A 15,171-nucleotide genomic window follows, 5' to 3' on the forward strand; every position below is an offset into this window, starting at 1 on the left:
GCCTTATACGCCGAAGCTTGCCGGCAGCGGGGCCTTCAGCCACTGTTCAGACAGGCCGTTCAGGGTGCCGTTTTTAATGCCCTGCTCAATCAGCGCATCCACTCTGGCTTTCAGCGCCGGTTCGTTCTTCTTCAGGCCAATAAAGCACGGCGAGTCTTTCAGCATAAAGCTCGGCACCGGGGCTTTAGCCGCGTTCTGGCGCGAAATGGCCGCCACCACGAGGTTGCCTGTCGCCACGTACTGCACCTGGCCGGAGAGGTAAGCGGAGAGCGTGGTGTTGTTGTCTTCGTAACGCTTCACGCTGGCGTCCTTCGGCGCGAGGCTGGTGAGCACCATGTCCTCCACCGCCCCGCGCGTCACGCCGATGGTTTTTCCGCTCAGCGCGGCGGCATCCTTCAGCTCGGCCCCTTGCGGGCCAAACACCCCGAGGAAGAACGGCGCGTAGGCGCGGCTGAAATCGATCACCTTTTCGCGTTCCGGGTTTTTCCCGAGGCTGGAAATGACCAAATCCACCTTGTCGGTTTGCAGATACGGCACGCGGTTGGCGCTGGTTACCGGCACGAGCTGAAGCCTGAGCTTCATCTCTCTGGCGAGATAGCGCGCCATGTCGATATCGTAGCCCTGCGGCTGAAGATCGGTCCCGACCGAGCCAAACGGCGGGAAGTCCTGCGGGACGGCAACGCGAAGCGTGCCGCGCTTCTCGATATCCTGAAGCTGGTCAGCCTTCGCGGGCAGTTGTGCGAAGAGGCACGCGGCCCCGGCCAGTGCAATTAACAGTTTTTTCATGGTGCTTCCCCGTAACGTTAGCGTGAAACAAAAGATTCTTTGAATTTAATTTTGCAACTTATGTGCCAGATAAGGCGAAGCGGGGAATTTTCTTTTAAAGCCTGATAAAACGCGGGCGGGGCGAAAATGTTCTCCATTTTCGCCCCGCCCGGCTGCACCATTACAATGCAAAGCACCAGCCCGATGCCCCATTATCGCTGTTCGAGTTCGTCCAGCTGCTGGTAGAGGGAGGCAATCTCGTGAATGCGCGGGCGGCCTTTATCGAGGATCTCGTGCAGGAAGGCGTTCGCCAGCAGGCTGATCAGGCTGTTGACCGACGAGTAGCTGTCGTAGGCGGATACGCTGTCCAGCGGGGCGCAGAGCTGCCAGCTCGCCAGCGGAAACAGGCTGTGGGCCTGCGGCTCGCACATCAGCAGCACCGGAATGCCGCTGCGCTGAAGCTGCTGCATCAGCGGGCGAATAATGCGCGGACGACGGCGAAAGGCCATCATGACCACCAGATCGTCGGGCGTTAAATCCACCAGCTCCTCGCTCAGGCTCTGCCCCGGCTGCGGCAGCACCAGCACCTGGCCGCGCGCCTGCAGCAGCTGCTGGCGCAGGTGCAGCGCCGCGGGGTAGGCGTTACGCATGCCGATAATGATAATCCGGCGCGCCCTGACCATGCAGGCCATGGCGTCGGCAAACTGCTGCGCGTCCAGGGCATTGACCCACTGGGTCAGGTTCGCCATCTCCTGCTTATAGTGACGGGCCAGCAGCGTGTTTCCCTGCACCGCATCGCGGTTGTCGGCGAGCGGCATCCCGCTCTGGCGCAGGGTGCGCAGCTCGTCGCGCATCTCTTTATACTTCTCATAGCCCAGGCGCTTAAACAGCCGGCTCACCGTCGCTTTCGACACGCCGCTCAGCTGCGCCAGCTCGGCGCTGTTGTAGCTAATCAGGTCGTCAAAATGGTCAAAAATAAAATCCGCCACCCGCTGCTCCTGCGGCGATAGTGACGCATAGTGCGCTTTCAGTCGTTCATCAAGCTGTTCCATAACGCCTCTGTAACGTTTGTTTCATCCCACCTTTGCTATTCATTTAGCATGCCAGCTTCTGCGGCGAACGGCATGAAACTTTTTGTTCAGAACTGGAACAACTTTTGCAGCAACCTGTAACCTACAGGGTTATGAGGACACGCTATGCAAAGTAATGTCTCCACGCGCGGCATGGCCGTCGCGCCCCACCATCTTGCCAGCCAGAGCGCCCTGGGCGTGCTGCGCGAGGGCGGCAGCGCAATAGAGGCAATGGTGGCCGCCGCCGCGACCGTTGCCGTGGTGTATCCGCACATGAACGGGCTGGGCGGCGATGGCTTCTGGCTTATCGTTCCACCGCAGGGCGAACCGATCGCCGTTGACGCCAGCGGCGCGGCGGGGTCGCTGGCAACGCTTGCCGCCTACGACGGATTGCCACACATCCCCCACCGCGGCCCGCGGGCGGCGCTGACCGTCGCCGGCACGGTGAGCGGCTGGGACGAGGCGCTGACGATCTCGCAGGAGATGACCGGCAGGGCGCTGCCGCTGGCCCGCCTGCTGGCCGACGCCATTGACTACGCGCAGAACGGTACGCCGGTCACCGCGTCGCAGGCCCACGCCACGGCCAGTAAATACGACGAGCTTCACGACGTCCCCGGCTTCGCGGAGACCTGGCTGGTGAACGGCAAACCGCCGCAGGCCGGTAGCCGCTTCTGCCAACCCGCCCTGGCCTTAACCCTGAAGCGCCTGGTGGAGGACGGTCTCGACAGCTTCTATCGCGGCCCGCTGGCAGACACGCTGGCGCGCGGGATGGCGACGCTAGGCATGCCCGTCACGCGGGACGATCTGGCCGCGCACGTGGCCCGGCGAACCGCGCCGCTGAAACTGCAGCACCGGCTGGGAGAGATCTTTAATCTCGCCCCGCCGACGCAGGGGCTGGTCTCGCAGGCGATCCTCGGCATTACGGACCGGTTAGCGATGGCCGATGCCGACGACGCGATGACAATTCACCGCATCGCGGAAGCGACCAAGCTGGCCTTCGGCCTGCGCGATGCGCACATCACCGACCCGCGCGAGATGCAAACCGACGTTCAAAGTCTACTGACTCCCGCCGCCCTCCAGGAGCTTGCCGACAGGGTTGACGACGCCCGCGCGGCGCCGTGGGGCAACGGGAAAGGCCCAGGGGATACCGTGTGGATGGGGGTGATGGACGAGAGCGGCCTTGCCGTGTCGTTTATTCAGAGCATTTATCACGAGTTCGGCAGCGGCGTGGTGCTGCCCGACACCGGCATCGTCTGGCAGAACCGGGGGGCGTCCTTCAGCCTCAACCCGGAACACCTGCTGGCGCTCGCGCCGGGCAAACAGCCCTTCCATACCCTTAACCCGGCGGCGGCGCGCCTTAGCGACGGCCGCGTGATGGTTTACGGCTCGATGGGCGGCGACGGACAGCCGCAAACCCAGGCGACGATTTTTACCCGCTATGCCGTACAGGGCGTGCCGCTGCAGGAGTCGGTAAACCGTCCTCGCTGGCTGCTGGGCCGCACCTGGGGGCAAACTTCCGACAGCCTGAAGCTTGAAGGACGATTTACACCCGAGACGGTCACCCACCTGCAGGCGCTGGGGCATGAAGTGGAAATGTTCCCGGACTTTAGCGAAGCCATGGGCCACGCCGGGGCGATTGTGCGCCACCCTGACGGCCTGTTCGAAGGCGCATTTGACCCGCGCAGCAACGGCACCGCCGCCGGATTCTGAGGAGAGAGCAATGACGACACCACAACCCGACTGGCAGGCGTATCTTGCCCAAATGGAGTCCGTGCTCGGCGTCGAGCTGGACGATGCCCGCCGCGCCGCGCTGCGGGAACAGTTCAGCCGCATTGCCGCCATGGCCGCCCCGCTGATGGCGCTGCCGCTTGATGACCGTCTGGAGATCGCAGGAGTGTATAAAGCATGAGGCTACACGAGATGAGCATCGATGACGTTCAGCAGGCGCTGAGCGCGGGTAGCCTGAGCGCGCGCGAGATTGCCCGCCAGACGCTTGAGTTGGTTTCCCGACTTAACCCCATGATCAACGCCTGGACCAGCGTAACGGAAGCCCGCATGCTCGCGGAAGCCGACCGCATCGACGCCCTGCGTCGGGAAAAGCGCCCGCTGCCCCCGCTGGCCGGCGTGCCTTACGCGGTAAAAAACCTGTTTGACGTTGCCGGACACACCACCCTCGCAGGGGCTGAACTGTTCAGCCAGCGCCCCGCCGCCGCTGACGACTGCTTTGCGGTGCGCCAGCTGCGCGGCGCAGGGGCGTTATTGTCCGGCATGGTGAACATGGACGCTTATGCCTACGGCTTCACGACCGAAAACAGCCACTACGGCGCGACCCGCAACCCGCACGATCTGGCCCGCGTCGCCGGCGGTTCGTCCGGCGGTTCAGCCGCCGCCGTGGCCGCCGGGCTGGTGCACTTTTCGCTCGGCACCGACACCAACGGCTCGATTCGCGTTCCCGCCTCCCTGTGCGGCATCTATGGCCTGAAGCCTACCTTTGGCCGCCTGTCGCGCACCGGCAGCCATCCGTTTGTCGCGAGCCTGGATCATATCGGTCCCTTTGCCCGCCGCGTGTGCGACCTGGCGTCCGTGTATGACGCGCTGCAGGGGCGGGACAGCAGCGACGGTTTTCAGGCAGAGCGTTCGGGCGAACCGACGCGCCCCCTGCTTGAGCGCGGGCTTGACGGCCTGCGCTGCGCGGTGCTCGGCGGCTATTTCACCACCTGGTGCGACAATGATGCGCGCGACGCCGTGGCGCGGGCAGCGAAGGCGCTCGACGTGCAGGACGAGCTGCTGTTTCCGGAGGCCGAGCTTGCGCGCGCCGCGGCGTTTATCATCAGCGCCGCCGAAGGGGGAAACCAGTACCTCCCCGCCCTTCGCCGCGAGCCAGACCGCTTTGAGCCACACTCCCGCGAAAGGCTGCTGGCAGGGGCGATGATCCCCTCCGCCTGGTATATTCAGGCCCAGCGCTTTCGCGCCCTGGCACGCCAGGCGTTTAAAACGCTGTTCGCCCACGCCGACGTGCTGATTGCCCCGGCAACCCCGCGCAGCGCCACGTTCATTGGCGAGCAGACCATGGAGATTAACGGCCAGCCGCTGCCGATCCGCGCCAGTATGGGCATGCTGACCCAGCCGATCTCGTTTTTGGGCTTACCCGTCACCACCGTCCCGCTGCGTACCGCGCAGGGCGCGCCGATTGGCCTGCAGCTGATTGCCGCACCGTTTAACGAGCAGGCGTGCCTGCGCGTGGCGCGGGTGCTGGAAGAGAGCGGCATTACCGATGCCCGTGCGGCGGAGATAGCGGCATGATCAATCACGAAGACGTCAACCTGCCGTGGGTAGTCGCTGAGGTGACGGCCGCGTTTTACCGCTATGAAGAGGCGCTGGTGAGCAACAGCATTGCCGTGCTGGACGAATTGTTCTGGCACGACAAAAGCACGGTGCGTCTGGGGGCGGGTGAAAACCTGTACGGCATTGATGAGATCCGCGCCTTTCGCGCGGCGCGCCCCTCTGCCGGGCTGCAGCGAACGCTGCGTCACACCGTGATTACGACCTTCGGGGAAGATTATGCCGTATGCAGCACCGAGTTTACCCGCGAGGGAACGGAACGGATTGGCCGCCAGCAGCAGACGTGGGTACGGTTTGCCTGCGGATGGCGGATCGTGGCGGCGCAGGTGAGCTTGATGGCATAGTCGCAGGCCGGGTAAGGCGCAGCCGCCGCCCGGCAAAAAACGGCTCAATTATTTCTGAAACGGATGCACCTCCCGCCAGTGGTCGGCAATCTGCTGGCGGGTACAGATCCACACCCGATCGTGCTGCTGCACGTAGTCAAGAAACCGCTGCAGGGCGCGAAAACGTCCCGGCCGCCCCAGCAGGCGGCAGTGCATGCCGATGGACATCATCTTCGGCGCGCTTTCCCCCTCTTCGTACAGCACGTCAAAGCTGTCCTTCAGATAGGTATAAAACTGCTCCGCGGTATTAAACCCCTGTGCGGTGGCAAAGCGCATGTCGTTCGCATCCAGCGTGTAGGGCACAATCAGGTGCGGTTTACGGGTGCCGTCGGGACGCGCCACTTCCGTCCAGAAGGGGAGATCGTCGCCATAGTAGTCGCTGTCGTAGTCAAAGCCGCCGTGCTCCACCACCAGCTGACGCGTTCTGGGGCTGTCGCGCCCGGTGTACCAGCCCGTGGGCGGCTTGCCGAACAGGCCGGTCAGGACGTGTACCGCTTTCTGCAGGTGCTCACGCTCCTGGTGGATATCCATGTGCTGATAGTGGATCCAGCGCCAGCCGTGGCTGACCACGTCGTAATCCGCCGCCCCGATCGCCTCAACGATCTCCGGATGGCGCGCCAGCGCCATCGCCACGCCGAAGACCGTTAGCGGCAGGCCGCGCTTCTGAAATTCAGTGTGGATCCGCCAGAACCCGGCGCGGCTGCCGTATTCGTAGAGGGAGTCCATCGACATGTGCCTGTCCGGGTAGCTGGCCGCCCCGATAATGTCCGACAGGAACTGCTCTGACCCGGCATCGCCGTGCAGAACGTGGTTTTCCGCCCCTTCCTCATAGTTGAGCACAAACTGCACCGCGATCCGCGCCCGATCCGGCCACCGCGCGTGCGGCGGCTTACCCGCATAGCCGCGCAGATCCCGCGGATAATCCTGTTCAAAAAGCCCCATTGCCACCCCCAACACTTAAAATGGATCCAGCCCCTGAAAGGGCCCGCTTAACGCTTTTTTCTCCGGGAACGCCAGGTCCCCGTGCTTGCTGGTCGACAGCCCCAGCGCTACCAGCGATTCCACCATCTTCACCGCCGCGCTGACGCCGTCGATGACCGGCACGCGCAGCTCGCGCGTCAGCTCCCGGGCAAGCGTCGCCATGCCGCCGCAGCCCAGCACAATGGCGCCGCAGCCGTCCTCGTTCAGCGCCTGTATGCAGCGCGCGCGCACCTTCTCCTGCGCCAGCCCGCTGCCGTCTTCCAGGGCCAGCACCGGGAGGTCGATAGCGTGCAGCCCCGCGCAGCGATCGTAAAAGCCATACTGGTGCAGAAGATGGCGGGCAATAATCAGCGTGCGCGGCAGCGTGGTGACAACCGAAAAGCGCGTCGCGACCAGCGTCGCCGCGTGCATGGCGGCTTCGGCAATCCCGATCACCGGCCCCTGCGCCAGCTCGCGCGCCGCCAGCAGGCCCGGATCGCCAAAGCAGGCGATAACGTGACCGTCCACGCCCTGCTCCCTGCCTCTTTTGATCTGCTCCAGTACGCCCACGGCGGCGATGGCCTCATCAAAATGGCCCTCAATAGACGGCACGCCCGCACTGGGGCAGACCGCGAGAATTTCCGTGCCCGGTCCCGCTACCGCACGCGCCGCCGCGCCGATGGTTTCGGTCATTGCGGGGCTGGTGTTGGGGTTGATCACCTGAATACGAACGGATGGCATTACGACTCCTTGTGGCCGGCAAACAGCCGGGCAAAATCGGGAAGGCATTCGCCTGCCCGCTCAAAGCAAAGGCTGGCGACGATATGTTCAAAGTGGTGCATTAAGGCATCGCTTAAGGGCTGCAGCGCTTTCTGACGCAGCAGCGCCACGAGCTGTTCATGATCGTTGCAGCGGCAGCCCTGACGCCACGGCGCGCCCCAGGCGGCAATCGCCAGCGAGGTGCGCTGGCTCAGGCGGGTCACCATGTCAGTCAGCACCTGATTGCCGGAGATGGCCTGCAGCTGAATATGGAAGCTGGCGGAATGGCGGATCGCCGCCGGGCCGTCATAGGCCTCGTGCGCCTGCTGCTCCTGGCGAATAACGCCCTCCAGCGCGGCCAGATGCGACGCCCGGCAGCGCGCCAGCACGTCCGGCAGGTTAGCGACCTCAAGCAGCGCGCGGGTACGAAAGATCTGCCGCGCGTCTTCCACCGTCGGGCTGGCCACGTGTGCACCACGCCTGGGCGTCAGGGTGACCATTTGCACAGCGGCGAGTCGCTGCAGCACCTTGCGGATGCCCGTGCGGCTCACGCCAAAGACCTCCGCCAGCGCCTCTTCCGGCAATTTACTTCCCGGCAATAGCTGGTGTTCGACAATCGCCGTCATCAGCGCCTGAAAGATGTATTCATCTTTGTCCTGCAGCTCTGGCGCGGCCTGCAGGCCGTTCGCGTGGTTCATTACCTACTCCGGTTTTTTACTTTTTAACATCATTTCGTATACATAAAATTAATGTATTGAATACAAGATTTATGATTTTTGGCCTGGATCCTGCAACGCCGTCTGCACAACCACGTAACGGGTTTTCATTAACAGGAGCAGGATCCATGCCAAACAGTCAAAACGCGCAGCAGATTACGGCAGCTGATTCCGGTGCGGCATACAGCCCACGCCTTTGCAATGAGGATCTGGCACCGACGCGTGACCAGAACTGGAGCTGGTACAACATCTTTTCTTTCTGGATGTCCGACGTTCACAGCATGGGGGGTTACGTCGTGGCCGCGAGCTTCTTTACGCTCGGGCTGGCAAGCTGGCAGGTGTTGCTCTGCCTGCTGGTGGGGATCTGCATTGTGCAGCTGTGCGCCAACCTGGTGGCAAAACCGAGCCAGATGGCGGGCGTGCCGTATGCGGTGATCTGCCGCCAGGCGTTTGGCGTATTCGGGGCGAACATTCCGGCGGTGATCCGCGGGCTTATCGCTTTTGCGTGGTACGGCATTCAGACTTACCTGGCCGCAAACGCGCTGATGCTGGTGGCGCTGAAATTCTGGCCCTCCCTCGCTGCGCTGACGGCAGACGCCTTCCTTGGGCTTACGCATCTTGGCTGGATCTGCTTTGCCATCATGTGGGTTTTGCAGGCCTTGGTCTTCTGGCACGGTATGAACGCCATTAAGCGCTTCATTGATATCGCCGGTCCGGCGGTCTACGTGGTGATGCTGGCCCTGGCGGGCTGGATTGTATACAAGACCGGTTTTGACGGGATCTCCTTTACCCTCGCCAGCAAATCCCTGTCCGCGGGCGAGCAGGCCTGGCAGATGATCGCCGCGACGGCACTGGTGGTCTCCTACTTCTCCGGCCCGCTGCTCAACTTCGGTGATTTCTCCCGCTACGGGAAAAGCATGGGGGAGATCCGCCGCGGCAACCGCTGGGGCCTGCCGTTTAACTTCCTGCTGTTCTCCCTGGTCACCGTGGTGATTGTCTCCGGCACCCAGTCGCTGTTTGGGCGCATGATCACCGACCCGATTGAAACCGTCAGCCGCGTGGGGAACGATCTGGCGGTGGCCATCGGCCTGCTGACGATGATTGTCGCCACTATCGGGATTAACATCGTGGCGAACTTCGTTTCGCCAGCGTTTGACTTTTCTAACTGCTCGCCGCAGAAGATCAGCTTCCGCACCGGGGGCATGATCGCCGCCGTCGGCTCAATCCTGCTCACCCCGTGGAACCTGTTCAACTCTCCGGAGCTGATCCACTACACGCTGGACGTGCTTGGCGCGTTTATCGGCCCGCTGTTCGGTATTCTGATCGCCGATTTCTATCTGATTAAGCGCGGCAGGGTGTCGGTAGACGATCTGTTCGACGACACGCCAAAAGGCAAATACTGGTACCGTAACGGCTTCAATCCAAAAGCCATCGCTGCGCTGCTCCCCTCCGTGGGCGTGGGTCTGGTGATAAGCTTTATCCCGGCCCTGCACGAGGTGGCGAACTTTAGCTGGTTTATCGGCGTCTTCCTCGGCGGCGTGACCTATCGCTGGCTGGCCCGGAAGGATCGCGAGGGCGCGTCCGCCGCGCACTTCACCGCACGCGAGGCCGCGCGCGCTATCAGACAGGAGCCGTGATGGATTACCAGACTGCGTTACGCGGTGCATTTTTCGATATCGCTCAGGTCTGCGACAGCGCGGACCTGATTGCCGACCACGCGCGCTACCGGGAGGACGGGCTGCTGTTTATCCAGCAGGGAAAAATCGTAGCGCTGCTGGACTGGCACGAGGGCGAGAAGCATCTTGATCCGCACAAGGGCTATACCGACCTGCGCGGCAGGCTGCTGCTGCCCGGATTTGTTGATACCCACGTTCACTATCCGCAAACGGAGATGATCGGGGCATTCGGTGAACAGCTGCTGGAGTGGCTGACCACCTACACGTTTCCGGTGGAGAGCCAGTTTGCCGATGAGGCCTACTCAAAAGAAATTGCCGAATTTTTCATTAACCAGCTGGTAAGCAACGGGACCACCACCGCGCTGGTGTTCTGTACCCTGCACCCTGGCTCCGTCGACGCGCTGTTTACCGAGGCGCTGCGCCTGAACATGCGCCTCATCGCCGGAAAGGTGATGATGGACAGGCACGCGCCGGACTACCTGACCGAGACCGCTGACGCGAGCTATCAGCAGACGCGGGCGCTGATCCAGCGCTGGCAGAACCGCGGGCGGCTGGGGTATGCCATTACGCCGCGCTTTGCCCCCACCTCCTCTCCCGAGCTGCTCGCGGCGGTCAGGCTGCTCAGGGAAGAGTTTCCGGATACCTGGATGCAGACCCACCTGAGTGAAAATCCGCACGAAGTCGCCTGGGTGAGCGATCTCTGGCCCGAGCACGAGCGCTACCTGGACGTCTATCACCACTATGGCCTGACGGGCGAGCGCAGCGTGTTTGCGCACGGTATTCACCTGCACCACAGCGAATGGCAGTGCCTGCACGACACCGGCTCTGCCGTCGCGTTCTGCCCCACCTCTAACCTGTTTCTTGGCAGCGGGCTGTTTCGCCTGCCCGCCTGCTGGCAGCATAAGGTGCGGATGGGCATCGGCACCGACGTCGGGGCGGGAACCACCTTCAGCATGCTGCGCACCCTGGGGGAGGCCTATAAGGTCGGGCAGCTACAGAGCTATCGCCTGCGCGCCTGCGAGGCGTTTTATCACGCCACGCTGGGCGGGGCCCACGCGCTGCGGCTGGACGAGAAGATTGGCAGCTTCAGCCCCGGCAAAGAGGCAGACTTCATCGTTATTGACCCGGCGGTGACGCCGCTACAGCGCCTGCGCCACCGCCGCTGCCGGGATATTTATGAGCAGCTTTTTGTGCTGATGACCCTCGGCGACGAGCGCAACATCAGCGAAACCTGGGTCAACGGCGAACGGGTGTGGTCAGCTGCCCCGGTAGGTTGACCATCCGCCGGGCGCAATCACGAACGGCAGATGGAAGTGCTCGTCTGCCGCTTCCCCCGTCACAAAATCAATTTGCGCGCAGGGATAGAGCGTGCTGCGGCCGGTGCCGGTAAACCATTCACCGATGTCGGCCACCAGCCGGTAACGGCCAGCAGGCAGATCGGCAACAAATGCGGCAATGCGTCCCTGGGCGTTAGTGACCGCGGTCGCCAGCCGCTCCCCTTCCCGTTCAAGATGCACCGTTACGCCCTCTGCGGGCTTGCCTGTTGAAATATCGAGTATATGCGTGCTGAGCGTGCTCATTCGCCAATCGCTCCTTCCAGCCGTAGTAAGGTAATTTCCCGCAGCTGTTCGAGCGCAATCTCCAGTTCCTGCGCCTCGCTGTTTTCAAGCCGCGCGCGCAGGGCTTCTACTATTTCCCCGCTGGTTCGCCCTTTCGCGCGGATCAGAAAGACGCGTCCGAAGCGGGCTTCGTAGCGGGCATTTCCGTCCCGCAGGGCGTCGGCATGATGCTGCTCAACCGCCCCCTGCTCCTGGCGCGACAGCGCGGCCTCCGGCCCCGTTCCCGGCGGTGTTTCGCCGATGCGCGGATGCGCGCTCAGAGCCTGAGCCAGGGCCGCTTCATCCCACTTTTGCGCCAGCGCCTGCGCCGCGCTGAACAACGCTTGCTGGCTGGAATAGGGCCGTCCGCGAACCAGCGCGTCGGCCCAGGCAGGCAACGCCACGCACGCAGAGATCCGCGCCAGCGCCTCTTCGTAAGGCAAATGATTAAAGTCCTGTAGTGCGATCATGTTGGCTCCGTTGAAATCCTCGTCTACAGCCATTGCACAAATTACGCCACTCTTGCCGACGGCGTGAAACAGTCGATTCCGCCATCCTCAGCAGGAAACTATTGATTCATCCTAAGGCAAACCTCGCCCCAAAACGCACCTTAGCAGTGCAAACCCGCGCCCCACAACGCGCTTTTCGCCACGCTGCAGCCTGGTACGCAAATTGCTCACTCCTCTTACACCCTGCGAAAGGAGAGAAGCATGAAAGCGATTGTGATTGGGGCGGGCATCGGTGGGTTAAGCGCGGCCGTCGCGTTAAAAAACGCCGGAATAGACTGTACCGTCTTTGAAGCCGTAATGGAGATCCGCCCCGTGGGAGCGGCCATCTCCATCTGGCCCAACGGCGTGAAATGTATGCAGCACCTGGGTATGGGCGACATCATCGAGACGTACGGCGGGCCGATGCGCTTTATGGCCTATAAAGACTATCGTCGCGGCGACACGCTGACCCGGTTTAGCCTTGCACCGCTCGTCGAGCGTACCGGCGGGCGCCCCTGCCCCGTTTCACGGGCGGAGCTTCAGCGCGAAATGCTGGACTTCTGGGGACGCGACAGGGTGCAGTTCGGCAGGCGCGTCGAAGGCGTATGTGAAGATAAGGCTGGCGTGAGCGTCACCTTTACCGATGGCACCACGGCAACAGGCGATTTTCTGATTGCCGCCGACGGCAGCCACTCTGCGGTTCGTCCGTACGTGCTGGGATACGCCCCGGAGCGCCGCTACGCCGGGTACGTGAACTGGAACGGGCTGGTGAAGATTGATGAAGCCATTGCCCCGGCGCACCAGTGGACCACGTATGTCGGGGAAGGCAAACGCGTTTCGCTGATGCCCGTTTCCGGCGGGCGTTTCTACTTCTTTTTTGACGTGCCGCTTCCGGCAGGGCTGGCGGAAGATCGCGCGACCCTGCGCGGCGATCTCGCTCGCTACTTCCGGGGATGGGCACCGCCGGTGCAGAGGCTTATCGCCGCGCTCGACCCCGAAACCACCAACCGTATTGAGATCCACGACATTGAGCCGTTCGACAGCCTGGTGCGCGGCAGGGTTGCCCTTTTGGGTGATGCCGGACACAGCACCACGCCGGATATCGGCCAGGGGGGATGCGCCGCGATGGAGGATGCCGTGGTGCTGGGGGAGTGCCTGCGTGAAAACCGCCGCATCGAGCTTGCCCTGCGGCAGTACGAAGCGCTGCGCTGCGACAGGGTTCGCGATCTGGTGCTGAAGGCCCGCAAACGCTGCGACGTCACCCACGGGAAAGATATGGCGCTGACCGAGGCCTGGTATCGGGAGCTTAAAGAGGAGACCGGGGAGCGCATCATTAACGGTCTGTGCGACACCATTCAGGGCGGGCCATTAGGCTGAGCGAAAGAGGAGAAACCATGAGAAAAGAACCTGCACCGCCCGCACGCTGCACCTTTGAGCCCGGAGACTGGCTGCGCCTCGCGAAATGCTGGCATCCGGTTGCCCGCGCGTGCGACATCGGCCCGGCACCGGTAAAAGCCACGCTGCTGGATGAGCAGCTGGTGATTTATCGTATTAACGATCGCGTCGTGGTGGCCCGGGACGTGTGCCCGCACCGCGGCGTACCGCTGACGCTGGGCTTTCACGATGAGTACGGCATTATCTGTCCCTACCATGGCTTACGCTTTGGAGAAGAGGGTCGCTGCAACCGCATCCCTTCCAGCCCCGACCAGCCGGTTCCGGCGAAGCTGAACCTCATTAACTATGCGGTGGAGGAGCGCTTCGGCCTGATCTGGACCTGCCTGGACTTTGATCCGGACAATCCTGTTCCGCTACCCACCCTGCCGCACTGGGATGATGAGGGCTTTCAGCAGATCAACTGCCCGGCGTTTGAGGTGAATGGTTTCGCAGGCCGTCAGGTCGAGGGCTTCCTGGACGTCGCCCACTTCGCGTGGATCCACACCGACACCTTTGCCGATCCCGCTAATCAGCAGGTCCCCGCCTATCAGCCGCAGGAGACCTCCTTCGGCTTTGTTGCCGATTACTGGAGCTCCGTCAGCAATTATCCCGCCGGTTCACCTGTCCAGGCGCCGGAGGGTTTCCAGTGGCTGCGTCATTTTGAACTGCACCTGCCGTTTACCGCCACGCTGACCATCCATTTTCCCGGCGATGCAAGGCTGGCGATCATGAACGCCGCCTCGCCGGTATCATCGCGCGTGACGCGGATGTTTGCGCCGATTGCGCGCAACTTTGACCTGCATATTCCTGTAGAAGAGGTGCATGCCTTTAACCTGCGCATTTTCGAAGAGGATCGTCTGATGGTTGAAACCCAGCGTCCGGAAAGCCTGCCGCTGGATCTGACCCTTGAAGCCCATATTCCGGCGGATAAAAGCTCAATTGCCTACCGTCGGGGGCTAAAAAAGATGGGCTTTGGCGAGTTTTTCCTGGCATGACGGAGGCGGATATGTTGAACGTTATCGTTGACGGGCTGTGGCGCGAGGGGAATAAAAGCCTCGCCGTCAGGCTGGTGGCTGAAAACGGCGAAGCGCTGCCAGCGTGGCAGCCCGGCGCGCACGTTGATGTGCATCTGCCCTGCGGCGTGGTTCGCCAGTACTCCCTGACCGGAGCATGTGAAAACGCGAGCTATCTTATCTGCGTGGGCCGGGAAACCGCCTCGCGCGGCGGGTCGCGCTATGTACACGAGACGCTGCGCCCGGGGCAGACGTTAGCGATCTCCGCCCCGCGCAATCTGTTTCCGCTTACTCAGGCAGAGCGGGTTGTGCTGCTGGCAGCGGGGATTGGCATTACGCCGCTGTATGCGATGGCCCTGCATCTTAACGCTGCCGGAACGCCGTTTTCGCTGCACTATTACGTCAGTAACCGGGAAAGCGCGGCGTTTGCGCGCGAACTTTCGCGGTTGGGTGAGTGCACTATTCATACCGCCAGCCCGCGCTCCGCGCTGGCCGGGCATCTGCCGCTGCCCGCGCCGGGGTTACACGCCTGGGTTTGCGGACCGTCAGGCTTTATGGCGAAAGTGCGCGAGGTCGCGCGGTCGAAAGGCTGGCCTGACGAGGCGGTGCACAGCGAGGCGTTTCAGCCCCCGGCACCGCTTATAAGCGGTGAGGCGGGCGAGATCTTCACGGTCAAACTGGCCTCCACCGGCGAGCGCTGGCCGGTGCCCGCGGACAAGACCATCGCCCAGGTGTTGCAGGCGAACGGCGTAGACGTACCGCTGTCATGCGAAATGGGGATCTGCGGAGCGTGCCTGACGCCGGTGATCGACGGGGTGGTAGACCACAGGGATACCGTGCAGTCAGAGGCGGAAAAAAGCGCGCCTGGCCAGCAGGTGGCTCTCTGCTGTTCGCGAAGCCATTCAGGGGAGCTGGTGATTGCGCTGTAAAACGAAAAAACCCTGCGATATTGCTATCGCAGGGTTTT

The 15,171-nt window shown here is 62.7% G+C and carries 14 protein-coding genes and 2 pseudogenes; 9 read left to right on the plus strand and 7 right to left on the minus strand.

Annotated elements, in window-relative coordinates:
* Positions 1–3: 3 nt before the first annotated feature.
* A complete protein-coding gene (locus MOQ06_RS20170) occupies positions 4–786 on the minus strand; it encodes a transporter substrate-binding domain-containing protein (protein ID WP_242174575.1) in 783 nt (260 codons plus the stop codon).
* Between the two features lie 191 nt (positions 787–977).
* A complete protein-coding gene (gene hpxU, locus MOQ06_RS20175) occupies positions 978–1,817 on the minus strand; it encodes a MurR/RpiR family transcriptional regulator HpxU (protein ID WP_193356343.1) in 840 nt (279 codons plus the stop codon).
* A gap of 144 nt (positions 1,818–1,961) precedes the next feature.
* On the opposite strand from hpxU, the gene hpxW reads away from it, so the two are divergent.
* The 4 genes from hpxW to hpxZ are packed head-to-tail and all read left to right on the plus strand — an operon-like array spanning position 1,962 to position 5,521.
* Entirely contained in the window at positions 1,962–3,545 is a 1,584-nt protein-coding gene (gene hpxW / locus MOQ06_RS20180) for an oxamate amidohydrolase (RefSeq protein WP_242174576.1), read from the plus strand.
* A 10-nt stretch (positions 3,546–3,555) separates the two neighbouring features.
* Positions 3,556–3,744, plus strand: coding sequence for an oxalurate catabolism protein HpxX (hpxX, locus tag MOQ06_RS20185; RefSeq protein ID WP_176610685.1), 189 nt, complete (start codon positions 3,556–3,558; stop codon positions 3,742–3,744).
* The gene (locus MOQ06_RS20190) at positions 3,741–5,138 is read left to right on the plus strand and encodes an AtzE family amidohydrolase (protein WP_242174577.1); all 1,398 of its coding nucleotides are present in this window, start codon (positions 3,741–3,743) and stop codon (positions 5,136–5,138) included. Before hpxX ends, MOQ06_RS20190 begins: the two co-directional genes overlap by 4 nt.
* Entirely contained in the window at positions 5,135–5,521 is a 387-nt protein-coding gene (gene hpxZ, locus MOQ06_RS20195; protein ID WP_148420920.1) for an oxalurate catabolism protein HpxZ, read from the plus strand. Before MOQ06_RS20190 ends, hpxZ begins: the two co-directional genes overlap by 4 nt.
* 48 nt (positions 5,522–5,569) lie before the next feature.
* Here the strand turns inward: hpxZ and puuE are convergent.
* The 3 genes and pseudogenes from puuE to MOQ06_RS20210 all read right to left on the minus strand — a co-directional run.
* A pseudogene (gene puuE, locus MOQ06_RS20200) lies at positions 5,570–6,421 on the minus strand (allantoinase PuuE); the annotation flags it as partial.
* A pseudogene (gene hpxA / locus MOQ06_RS20205) lies at positions 6,387–7,261 on the minus strand (allantoin racemase). The pseudogenes hpxA and puuE, both read right to left, overlap by 35 nt.
* Complete coding sequence (locus MOQ06_RS20210) at positions 7,261–7,977, minus strand: GntR family transcriptional regulator (protein WP_242174579.1); 717 nt, start codon at positions 7,975–7,977, stop codon at positions 7,261–7,263. Before MOQ06_RS20210 ends, hpxA begins: the two are co-directional and overlap by 1 nt.
* A 146-nt stretch (positions 7,978–8,123) precedes the next feature.
* Between MOQ06_RS20210 and MOQ06_RS20215 the strand changes: the two genes are divergently transcribed.
* Both MOQ06_RS20215 and guaD read left to right on the plus strand, forming a co-directional pair.
* The gene (locus MOQ06_RS20215; protein WP_148420928.1) at positions 8,124–9,632 is read left to right on the plus strand and encodes an NCS1 family nucleobase:cation symporter-1; all 1,509 of its coding nucleotides are present in this window, start codon (positions 8,124–8,126) and stop codon (positions 9,630–9,632) included.
* Positions 9,629–10,948 carry a guanine deaminase gene (guaD, locus tag MOQ06_RS20220; protein WP_242174581.1) on the plus strand — a complete coding sequence of 440 codons (1,320 nt, stop codon included), beginning with the start codon at positions 9,629–9,631 and terminating at the stop codon, positions 10,946–10,948. The genes MOQ06_RS20215 and guaD overlap by 4 nt, the downstream gene beginning before the upstream one ends.
* Here the strand turns inward: guaD and uraH are convergent.
* Entirely contained in the window at positions 10,928–11,251 is a 324-nt protein-coding gene (uraH, locus tag MOQ06_RS20225; protein WP_242174582.1) for a hydroxyisourate hydrolase, read from the minus strand. The genes guaD and uraH overlap by 21 nt on opposite strands.
* On the minus strand, positions 11,248–11,739 hold the full coding sequence (uraD, locus tag MOQ06_RS20230) for a 2-oxo-4-hydroxy-4-carboxy-5-ureidoimidazoline decarboxylase (RefSeq protein ID WP_242174583.1): 492 nt from the start codon (positions 11,737–11,739) through the stop codon (positions 11,248–11,250). Before uraD ends, uraH begins: the two co-directional genes overlap by 4 nt.
* Before the next feature lie 240 nt (positions 11,740–11,979).
* On the opposite strand from uraD, the gene hpxO reads away from it, so the two are divergent.
* From hpxO to MOQ06_RS20245, 3 genes are read left to right on the plus strand one after another with little or no spacing between them, the layout of a single operon-like run.
* Entirely contained in the window at positions 11,980–13,134 is a 1,155-nt protein-coding gene (gene hpxO / locus MOQ06_RS20235; protein ID WP_242174584.1) for an FAD-dependent urate hydroxylase HpxO, read from the plus strand.
* Positions 13,135–13,151: 17 nt separating this feature from the next.
* On the plus strand, positions 13,152–14,186 hold the full coding sequence (gene hpxD / locus MOQ06_RS20240) for a molybdenum cofactor-independent xanthine hydroxylase subunit HpxD (protein ID WP_148420937.1): 1,035 nt from the start codon (positions 13,152–13,154) through the stop codon (positions 14,184–14,186).
* Between the two features lie 11 nt (positions 14,187–14,197).
* Positions 14,198–15,133 carry a PDR/VanB family oxidoreductase gene (locus MOQ06_RS20245; RefSeq protein WP_242174585.1) on the plus strand — a complete coding sequence of 312 codons (936 nt, stop codon included), beginning with the start codon at positions 14,198–14,200 and terminating at the stop codon, positions 15,131–15,133.
* Positions 15,134–15,171: the final 38 nt, after the last annotated feature.

The organism is Enterobacter sp. I4 (assembly GCF_022669095.1).
Taxonomy (GTDB): Bacteria; Pseudomonadota; Gammaproteobacteria; order Enterobacterales; family Enterobacteriaceae; genus Enterobacter; species Enterobacter pasteurii.